Source organism: Acidobacteriota bacterium, assembly GCA_016712445.1.
Lineage (GTDB): Bacteria > Pseudomonadota > Alphaproteobacteria > Caulobacterales > Hyphomonadaceae > Hyphomonas.
In genome coordinates, this window is sequence record JADJRB010000011.1 from 19,784 (window position 1) to 27,438 (window position 7,655).

At 62.5% G+C, this 7,655-nt stretch carries 14 protein-coding genes; 5 read left to right on the forward strand and 9 right to left on the reverse strand.

Going from position 1 to position 7,655, the window contains the following annotated elements:
• Positions 1–93: 93 nt before the first annotated feature.
• Entirely contained in the window at positions 94–642 is a 549-nt protein-coding gene (locus IPK75_19980; protein MBK8200621.1) for a hypothetical protein, read from the reverse strand.
• Here IPK75_19980 and IPK75_19985 point away from each other — a divergent pair.
• From IPK75_19985 to IPK75_20000, 4 genes are read left to right on the forward strand one after another with little or no spacing between them, the layout of a single operon-like run.
• Positions 629–934: a hypothetical protein gene (locus tag IPK75_19985; GenBank protein ID MBK8200622.1), complete on the forward strand. Its 306-nt coding sequence runs from the start codon at positions 629–631 to the stop codon at positions 932–934. The two genes, IPK75_19980 and IPK75_19985, sit on opposite strands and share 14 nt — an antisense overlap.
• On the forward strand, positions 931–1,104 hold the full coding sequence (locus IPK75_19990; GenBank protein ID MBK8200623.1) for a hypothetical protein: 174 nt from the start codon (positions 931–933) through the stop codon (positions 1,102–1,104). Before IPK75_19985 ends, IPK75_19990 begins: the two co-directional genes overlap by 4 nt.
• The gene (locus IPK75_19995) at positions 1,101–1,283 is read left to right on the forward strand and encodes a hypothetical protein (protein MBK8200624.1); all 183 of its coding nucleotides are present in this window, start codon (positions 1,101–1,103) and stop codon (positions 1,281–1,283) included. Before IPK75_19990 ends, IPK75_19995 begins: the two co-directional genes overlap by 4 nt.
• Positions 1,270–1,743, forward strand: a complete 474-nt coding sequence (locus IPK75_20000; GenBank protein ID MBK8200625.1) for a DUF1353 domain-containing protein — start codon at positions 1,270–1,272, stop codon at positions 1,741–1,743. The genes IPK75_19995 and IPK75_20000 overlap by 14 nt, the downstream gene beginning before the upstream one ends.
• A gap of 33 nt (positions 1,744–1,776) precedes the next feature.
• On the opposite strand, the gene IPK75_20005 is transcribed toward IPK75_20000, so the two are convergent.
• The 7 genes from IPK75_20005 to IPK75_20035 form a co-directional block, all read right to left on the reverse strand.
• Positions 1,777–2,475: a hypothetical protein gene (locus IPK75_20005; protein MBK8200626.1), complete on the reverse strand. Its 699-nt coding sequence runs from the start codon at positions 2,473–2,475 to the stop codon at positions 1,777–1,779.
• 36 nt (positions 2,476–2,511) lie between these two features.
• Positions 2,512–2,832: a hypothetical protein gene (locus IPK75_20010; GenBank protein MBK8200627.1), complete on the reverse strand. Its 321-nt coding sequence runs from the start codon at positions 2,830–2,832 to the stop codon at positions 2,512–2,514.
• A gap of 360 nt (positions 2,833–3,192) precedes the next feature.
• Positions 3,193–3,702, reverse strand: coding sequence for a hypothetical protein (locus tag IPK75_20015; protein MBK8200628.1), 510 nt, complete (start codon positions 3,700–3,702; stop codon positions 3,193–3,195).
• Positions 3,703–3,896: 194 nt separating this feature from the next.
• Positions 3,897–4,124, reverse strand: coding sequence for a hypothetical protein (locus tag IPK75_20020; GenBank protein ID MBK8200629.1), 228 nt, complete (start codon positions 4,122–4,124; stop codon positions 3,897–3,899).
• 415 nt (positions 4,125–4,539) lie between these two features.
• Positions 4,540–4,890 carry a hypothetical protein gene (locus tag IPK75_20025; protein ID MBK8200630.1) on the reverse strand — a complete coding sequence of 117 codons (351 nt, stop codon included), beginning with the start codon at positions 4,888–4,890 and terminating at the stop codon, positions 4,540–4,542.
• Between the two features lie 149 nt (positions 4,891–5,039).
• Positions 5,040–5,375, reverse strand: coding sequence for a hypothetical protein (locus IPK75_20030; GenBank protein ID MBK8200631.1), 336 nt, complete (start codon positions 5,373–5,375; stop codon positions 5,040–5,042).
• 44 nt (positions 5,376–5,419) lie between these two features.
• Complete coding sequence (locus tag IPK75_20035) at positions 5,420–5,578, reverse strand: hypothetical protein (GenBank protein MBK8200632.1); 159 nt, start codon at positions 5,576–5,578, stop codon at positions 5,420–5,422.
• A gap of 265 nt (positions 5,579–5,843) precedes the next feature.
• On the opposite strand from IPK75_20035, the gene IPK75_20040 reads away from it, so the two are divergent.
• On the forward strand, positions 5,844–6,056 hold the full coding sequence (locus IPK75_20040; protein ID MBK8200633.1) for a hypothetical protein: 213 nt from the start codon (positions 5,844–5,846) through the stop codon (positions 6,054–6,056).
• Between the two features lie 27 nt (positions 6,057–6,083).
• On the opposite strand, the gene IPK75_20045 is transcribed toward IPK75_20040, so the two are convergent.
• Positions 6,084–6,608, reverse strand: a complete 525-nt coding sequence (locus IPK75_20045) for a pentapeptide repeat-containing protein (GenBank protein ID MBK8200634.1) — start codon at positions 6,606–6,608, stop codon at positions 6,084–6,086.
• Positions 6,609–7,655 lie beyond the last annotated feature (1,047 nt).

Consider the following 7,655-nt stretch of genomic DNA (forward strand, 5'->3'; position numbering starts at 1 on the left):
TTCTTCATCGTCCTAGGGGCGCTGTTCTTCGTGATCCCTCCGAAGGACAACGGCGATGTGATCTACCTGCTGATTGGGCAGCGTGGCCGGCGCTTACGCGATGGTGCTGGCATTACTACTTCGGGTCGCGTCTGGATCGAAGCTCAAGACGATGGTGCTGGCGATACGATCCGCGAGGCGCAATGACGCAAGGATCGACGCCAAGGAGCGTAGCCTGTGATCATCGACCGCAAGACGTTCTTTGACGGCTACCGCGACGCGTTCGGCAAACTCAACCAGTCGCAGGTTGACGGGATCGAAACGCTTCTCGGGTTCATCGAGGCGGATGATCCATCTGATATCCGCAACGTCGCCTACCTGCTGGCGACGACGAAGCACGAATGCGCCGACACATGGGAGCCGATCGAGGAACGCGGCGACCGCAAGTACTTCGACAAGTACGGGTACAACACGACGATCGGCCGCACGCTCGGCAATACGCAGCCGGGCGACGGCTATCTCTATCGCGGCCGCGGCTACGTGCAGCTTACCGGCAGGCGCAATTACACGCTGTTCTCGGAACTTCTCGGCATCGACCTGGCTCGGCAATCCCGATCTCGCCAAAGACCCGAAGACGGCCTTCGCGATCATGGCCGTCGGCATGGCGCGCGGCCTCCTCCCCGCGAAGAAGATCGGCGACTACATCAACGCCAACGGCTGCGACTATCTCAACGCCCGCCGCGTCGTCAACGGCCTCGACCGGGCGCAGTTGATTGCGGATTACGCCAACGCGTTCGAGAAGATCATCAGAGCCGCAACTCGGGTTGCCGCGGCGGTCGCTGATGCGCAAGTCGGGCCGGTCGATACATCCGACGCCGCGAAGTACGCATCGCTTGTCTCTGCCGTCCGCAAGGCCCTAGCGCAGCTACAGGCTGCACTTGATGACGCATCATGAACCGCGCTGAGCGGGTTATCGACGTTATCGCCCGGATGCGCGGCGGATACGAGCCGAGCGATGTGCTCGAGCCGGTCGACTACATCTGGGCCGACGCGATCGTCGAGACGCTGCGGCGGGAGGGTTTGTTGAATGAGCCCGTCAATCTGATTCGGGAGCCGCGCGAATGATCGCCATCTGGCCTGGTCTCGTCGATGCGTCGGAGCGCAAGGGGTGGGAAGACGGGATCGCCTGCGCGCCGTATGAGCCGATCCTGCAATGGGGCATGAACGCCGAAGCCGATGACGCTTACTGCACGGCCTATTTCCACGGCCTTGCCTATGGAGGATCACCCCGTGCGACTTCGTAACGTCCGCATCGAAGGCGACTTCGACAGCATTCCGATCCCCGGCGATGACGAGCACCGGTTGACCGCGCGTGCTGTGTGGATCGCATGGGAATGGCGGACGGACGGTGATGACGCGTGGCGCAGCGAGCGGCTGATGATCCCCGATCATACCCGATGGGATGGCGCGTCGCGGCCGGGCATCGTCGGCTGGCTGGTGCCGCGCTGGGGCGTGTTCTCTGCCGCCTCGCTCGGGCACGATTATGCGTTCCGACATCGCCCGTTTCTGTCGAATGGCCAGCGCATCAGCCGCAAGCACACGGACTTGCTGTTCCTGGCACTGATGCGGCGCCTTGCCTCGGAGCGGGTCACGGGCGGATGGAAAGCGGCGGCGCAGCTCTGGCTCGCCGAGGTCATGTACCGCGCTGTTCGCTGGTTCGGCGAGAGCACATGGGACAAGCACGACGCAGAGTTTGCATCGTGATTCCGCTATCACGGTAGCTGGGAAGGCGCCGGCTCACTGCAATTGCATAGCCTCGGCAAACGTGACCACACGGTCAAGGCCGATCGCGATCTCGCACACTAGCGCGCCATCCGAGAAATCGGTGCGGATCGAGCACGACGCCATCTCCCTTCCGTCGACCTCGATGTCCAGCGTGCTGGTCGAGTAGGCCGGGAGCCGTTCGCTTTCGACCACTCGGATCGGGCGGCCAGTAAACCGGCTGATCTCCGCACTGACGGCGGAAATCAATGGCGACCGATAATCTGCTTTGGTGCCGACCGCGTAGATGCACTGCATCTCGAGTTGCCAAAATTCGTGGAACCGCAGCTTCGCAGCCGACGCGCCGTCGTTAGTCTCGCGGCGGAACGATTTGCCGGCCTGCCAGACACACAGTGGCATCTTGGCCTTCCCATCGTTCAGCATCTTCCTCGCCCAGGAATAACTGCTGTCAGTCGTCTCTGCGCGCAGACACAAATGGTCGCCTCCGGCATGGTGGTTCGTGACGAACACGTCATCGTCGCCGTAAGCGGCACTGACGTGGCTGCGTGGGGCGAGGCACGGCCCTTCTACCCGGATCATCCGCCACGCGGGGTTAATCCCGAGGAGCGTACGCCGCACCACCGCTGCGCACCTAGCCATGAACGCTTCGCGCAACTCAATCTCGGACTCCCCCCAAAAGCGCAAGCCGCCTAATCCATACAGAGCGTCACTCATCACTGCCTCCATTTGCGATGGTATTTGCGGCGCTGGTCACCCTTCGACATCCTTAATCGCGGCGTCGATCATGGTGCGCCACCCGTCTTCTGCGACAAAACCCTCCCACAGGCCGTGCGCCCGCTCTGCTTCAGTCACCATAGCCTCGCTCGGCTCGCGGATCGCCCGCAGCACGGCGGCGAGGTTGAGGCGGTCGCAGGCGGCTTGGGCTTCTTCCCTAGACGGGAACCGAACGCCATCGTCGGATTCGACATCCGCCTCGTAAACCACCCACCCACTAATCCCATCTCTCCCACAGCGGTACTCGTAACCACATAGCCACCGCCGCGTCGCCTTAGCCGCTTCGTCGATGTTCATTTCGATTCCTCAGCCAAGACATACTTCACCGACTTACGCCCGCACTCTCCGCACGGCTCGTAAACGTCTTCCCAGCACCACGTCCGTCCGTCCGAATAGCACAGCCGATCGCACTCGTTACACCACGGCGCCAACCAGATAGCCGCGTGACGCTGTTCCGCTTCGTCAATGTTCACTGGTCGCGATCCTCGGTAAAGTTGCTAATCGCTCCGCACCGCATGCACAACTCCATGCCGCCTAAGCCGTAGCCACCATAGAACCCGTAATGCGCTGTGACATCGCACTCGCCACAGCATTCCTGGTCGCCGCACAACTCCTGCTTGTGCTCTCGGAGCTTTCCATCGATGAATGCCGCGCTTGTCACTCCTCGCGCTCCTTCTGCTCGGCGATCAGGGCGTCTCGGAGCATCGTGTAAAGCGTCTCACAATCGTTTTCACCGGCTGCGTAGATTGCATCTAATGCCCGCTCGCTCGGCGTCTCCGGCATCACGGGACCGGCAGTAGTCAAGGAATCCTTGATGACTGGCAGCAGCGCGAGGATGCGGTCGGCAACAGCCCCGGCCGAGACGGACTCGTCGTATCGATCATCTGCAATGCCGTCTGCGATCCGCTCCCGCAGTCCTTCCGGCGCACGGATGCTCTCCGCGATCAGCGCCCGCTCCCGCCAGTACGCGTGAGACCATACAGAGACCTTTTCAGGGTCGATGTCGTCGCTGGGTAACTGCGCACGGGCGGCGCGGATGGCGAGGAGTTCGTTGAGCATCTGCCGAACTTCATGGGTGGTCGGCAATGTGTCTGTCGCTACCCAATCACCGGCGGCGCCAAAATATTCGCGCAACTCCCGCAACCGCGCGTCACTGATCTTGGTCATTCGTCGTCTCCCCACGGAAGCGGGCACGAGCGCCCGGAACGTGCCGGCTCACCGTCGAGCAGTTGCGGGCAGTCCGGATGGATGCACTCACCGTCACTGCGCGCAGCGCGGCAGCGCTCCTCGTCCTTTGCTATAGCTGCCGCAACCTTACCCCGCAAGCGGGTTGTAGTGGATCGACGGATCGAGACACGCGATCACCAGTTTGCCAGCGTGCACATCGCGATCGGGTCCCATAGTTCGTGTAGCTTCACGAAGACTGCACGCACATCCGCCAGCGCCTCGCGCAGCCGGTCCCGCTCAGCCTCCGCCGCCTCGGCTCGTTGGGCCATCAACAACCACGTCGCGGCACGGGCGCGGATGGCTTCCATATCCTCCTGCAATTCGTTCTCGTCGATCTTGCACTGCTCGTGTTCGTCCATCATGCCCCTGGCCCTTTCTCCAACTCGACCGCGCGGCGGGTGGCGTCCACGTGGTCGGCGATCGCCTTCAGGTGGCCTTGGATCGTCGCGTTTTTCATCGTTGCAACCATCTTGGCGTGCGCTGCCGAGTTCGCCTCCCATACGGCGTGCCAGTCGCCGGTATCGACCAGATACGCCAGCGCCTCGCACCAGGCCGGAACCTGGGAATAAAACCGCGTCTCGCCATCGGTGTTGCTCAGTGGGATGCGGAATATCTCAGTCCTCTCGACCTCGCCCGCGTCCCATGCGTTGATAGTGTCCCCGCCGCTGCCGGCATCGCTCGGATCGTCACTCCTTTCGTTGTCAAGATCAGCGGCGGGGGCACTGCCTCGGTGGCGCCGAGGATGCTTGAAGCGGCTGCACGCGATACGGCGCGCGCTTAGCTTTTGTGACGGTGAGTGCGAGGTTGAGCGGCGCAGACAGGTGGCTCATGTGGCTCACTCTGATTCCGCCAATCTTGCATGCCGCCGAAGACCACCTTCGGATCGCAATATAGCGTCATCGACCGGCCGACGTATTGCGCGGCATCGACGCCCCAGCCGGCGATCATCACGCGCCGCATGCTCTTGCATGGCTTGTACGGCTTGCCGTCGTCGCCCTCGAAATGCACCGCTACCGGCTGATCCGCAGCGCCCGTGCCGGAAACCTTTGTGATCGTGATCGTGCGCGGGCCAGAAAGCAGATCGTCGGCGTTTAGCTGATCCGACTTCGGGATTACGAATTTCGACATGTCCATTAGTTTGCGTCCTCGGGTCGATGCCGTAATTGCGGAAGACGAACCTGATGCTATCTAGGATCGTGCCGCGCCACATGCCGCAGCCTTCGATGTAGTCGCCGATTTCCGCAGCCGGTCGTCAGCATGTCCGCCATGAAATGACCCTAGTTGCAGGCGGGAATGTCGCATCGTCGGTATCCCCGGCGGCGCAAGAAGTCTTCGAGGTCTTCCTTCGTCTTGTCCTCAGCGAACATCAAATCACCACTTCCGTTTCTGTCTTGCGCGCGGTCGGTGAGGAACCGGCGGGCCCACTTCGGCATCGGACAACGTGTGGCGCAGTCGATGAAGTCCTCGAACGCCTCGGCCGCTGCCAGGATCGCAGCCTGCATGGCTTCGTCGGCATCGACTCGATAAACGGCCATCGGCAACCCGCCGGAATAGCTGACGTAATCGAACCACTTGCGCCCAGACACGAGAAGGCCAGTTTGGAGTTGGAGCATCGTGCTCGCCGGGCACCTCGCCGTCGGCGATCGTCTCCCTGCAGCTACTGGCGCCGGCTGGGATCTCGATCGCCGTCATCGCCGACCAGGCCATCGGGCGAATAGCCAATCTTGAAGTCGCCGAAGTCGCGGACGATGAATCCCATCTCCCGGACGGCGTACTTCTGAGAGTACAACAGCCGCGCGATCGATCTCGTCTTCATGCCCCCGCAACGCATGTGCGTCGCTGACGTACGCCGGCTCGGCGTATCCGGTCGACCGCTGCCGGGAGCTCATACGCGTGCGCCCCGCATCTTCTCGTTCTTCGCGGGCTTCCCGTCGGCGTGATGATGGCTGCTTCACTCCCGGAGGCCCGTGAGCATGCCGCAACGGCGGCAAACCATTCTTCCGAGATTTGCAACAAGTCGGGAGTAGTGGGTAATAGTGCATCACTTCTCCGCCTCTGAGTTGGTTAAAGGAAATGAATCCTTGCGTGCAATCGACGCGGATATCGTCGTCGTAGCTATCCGGCCGCGTGATCGCCGATGGTGTATGCCGTCTTTCGTCGTGACGGCCGGGCGCCGAAGTCGCTTCCGGCTGGCCACCGGCGACAAGCTCAAGCGTCCGCACGAACTCGGGCGGCATTTCCGGTTAATCAAGCGTGACATGCGCTTGGCGTCGGTCGGGATTTCCAACTTTTGAGATCCGCCTCGGACGGCTTTCAGCCAATCAAAGAGCCTTCCTGAGGAATTTGGAACGGAAACCGGTACGCCCGGACAAGGTCCGCCGGTCCAGGTACGCCCCGGTCAGGTTCACCCCGGTCCAGGTCCTGCCACGGACAGGTCCGCCCGGTCCAAGTCCGCCCCGGTCGAAGTACGCCCCGGTCAGGTCCGCCACGGACAGGTTCGCCCCGGTCAGGTTCGCCCCGGTCAGGTCCGGGTCAGGTCCCCGGTCAGGTACGCCCCGGTCAGGTACGCCGGTCAGGTTCGCCCCGGTCAGGTCCGCCACGGACAGGTCCGCCCCAGTCAAGTACGCCCCGGTCAGGTCCGCCCCGCTCAGGTACGCCCCGGTCAGGTTCGCCCCGGTCAGGAGTTCGCCCCGGTCCAAGTTCGCCCCGGTCAGGTCCGCCCCGGACAAACTCTCCCGGACAAACTCCTCCACGACAAGGTTCACCCCGGCACCGCCCGCTTCTCGCGGCGCCACTTTCCATGCGCCGCAAGAATGGCCGGCAAGTCTGCTGGTCTTGATGGTCATGCGCTAACCCCCTCTGCGCATCGAATGGCGATCGCCTCGATCTCGGCGTCAGGCTGCGTCAACTCAGCGAGCGCCGCAGCTTAATCCGACAGATCGGACCAACGGTGCTGCTGCGACGGCGACGCACGTGCTCTTGCGGTCATGGTCAGCACTCCGCTTCCGGGTGGACATAGGCGGTAAACCAGTCGCCTTGATCTGATCCGCAACCGGCAGAGCCATAGCCATTCGAAATCGTGGGCCATGTTGTCGCCAACCATCTGCACCGCGTAGGCGATCGACCACGGGTGATCCCACAGCTGGCGACATTCGCGGGCGAAATCGGGGGTAGAATGCGCTCATCGCCCGGCGCCCCGGAAGAAGCTCAACGCACAACCGACGATGCCGAGAGCCGCCACCCCAAACCAATTGCGATCTCAATACCCATCCCACCACTCCCGAAAAGCGCCCCGGCGAAGCTGAAGATCAACCGCGCCGGGGCAGTTGCCAGCATTGCGCCGGGTCAACGAGGGGATAACGCTGATGGGAGTGATGTTGCGCCACACACAACAATCTGTCAACCGGGAATCGGCGATTGACGAAAAAGAATTGTTGCGCTGCTCCACAACGGAAGAGGGAAGCAGACTTGATGTTTTGTGTGGCACAACAATTGGCCGCAAGGAAACTCAGAGAGTGGCGAGAGGCGGAAGGCCTCAAGATGGCGCAAGTCGCAGCAGGGGCTTGGGGTCCATCGGGTCAAGTGCTTCGCATCGAGCGCGGCGAAGCCGTGCCGTCGCCGAAGCTTATTGAACACGGCCCCCGCATCGAAACCGGCGGTCATGTTTCGGCCGGAAGACTTTTTCGACCTGCCCGCCATTCCTGCCGGAGACGCAACATGACGCCGTATCCACCTCGCAGACGACCACCCGCAAGTTCCGCTGCACGCTCCTGACGTCCTGGCGCGGCGTGCGGGTTGATCTGCCGCGGCTCCTCCAGGAAGGCGACAGCCGAGAGCCGGCTTTGCGTGGTTCCGGTTGCGTCGGCGGCGTTTCGGCGATCGCCGGCATGGTT

What these genes read in the sequence shown, in the direction of transcription:
- IPK75_19985 (MBK8200622.1), top strand. Translation starts at nt 629, where the DNA reads ATGGCCGTCGGCATGGCGCGCGGCCTCCTCCCCGCGAAGAAGATCGGC.
- IPK75_19980 (MBK8200621.1), bottom strand. Translation starts at nt 642, where the DNA reads ATGCCGACGGCCATGATCGCGAAGGCCGTCTTCGGGTCTTTGGCGAGA.
- IPK75_19990 (MBK8200623.1), top strand. Translation starts at nt 931, where the DNA reads ATGAACCGCGCTGAGCGGGTTATCGACGTTATCGCCCGGATGCGCGGC.
- IPK75_19995 (MBK8200624.1), top strand. Translation starts at nt 1,101, where the DNA reads ATGATCGCCATCTGGCCTGGTCTCGTCGATGCGTCGGAGCGCAAGGGG.
- IPK75_20005 (MBK8200626.1), bottom strand. Translation starts at nt 2,475, where the DNA reads ATGAGTGACGCTCTGTATGGATTAGGCGGCTTGCGCTTTTGGGGGGAG.
- IPK75_20010 (MBK8200627.1), bottom strand. Translation starts at nt 2,832, where the DNA reads ATGAACATCGACGAAGCGGCTAAGGCGACGCGGCGGTGGCTATGTGGT.
- IPK75_20015 (MBK8200628.1), bottom strand. Translation starts at nt 3,702, where the DNA reads ATGACCAAGATCAGTGACGCGCGGTTGCGGGAGTTGCGCGAATATTTT.
- IPK75_20020 (MBK8200629.1), bottom strand. Translation starts at nt 4,124, where the DNA reads ATGATGGACGAACACGAGCAGTGCAAGATCGACGAGAACGAATTGCAG.
- IPK75_20025 (MBK8200630.1), bottom strand. Translation starts at nt 4,890, where the DNA reads ATGTCGAAATTCGTAATCCCGAAGTCGGATCAGCTAAACGCCGACGAT.
- IPK75_20030 (MBK8200631.1), bottom strand. Translation starts at nt 5,375, where the DNA reads ATGCTCCAACTCCAAACTGGCCTTCTCGTGTCTGGGCGCAAGTGGTTC.
- IPK75_20035 (MBK8200632.1), bottom strand. Translation starts at nt 5,578, where the DNA reads ATGAAGACGAGATCGATCGCGCGGCTGTTGTACTCTCAGAAGTACGCC.
- IPK75_20045 (MBK8200634.1), bottom strand. Translation starts at nt 6,608, where the DNA reads ATGACCATCAAGACCAGCAGACTTGCCGGCCATTCTTGCGGCGCATGG.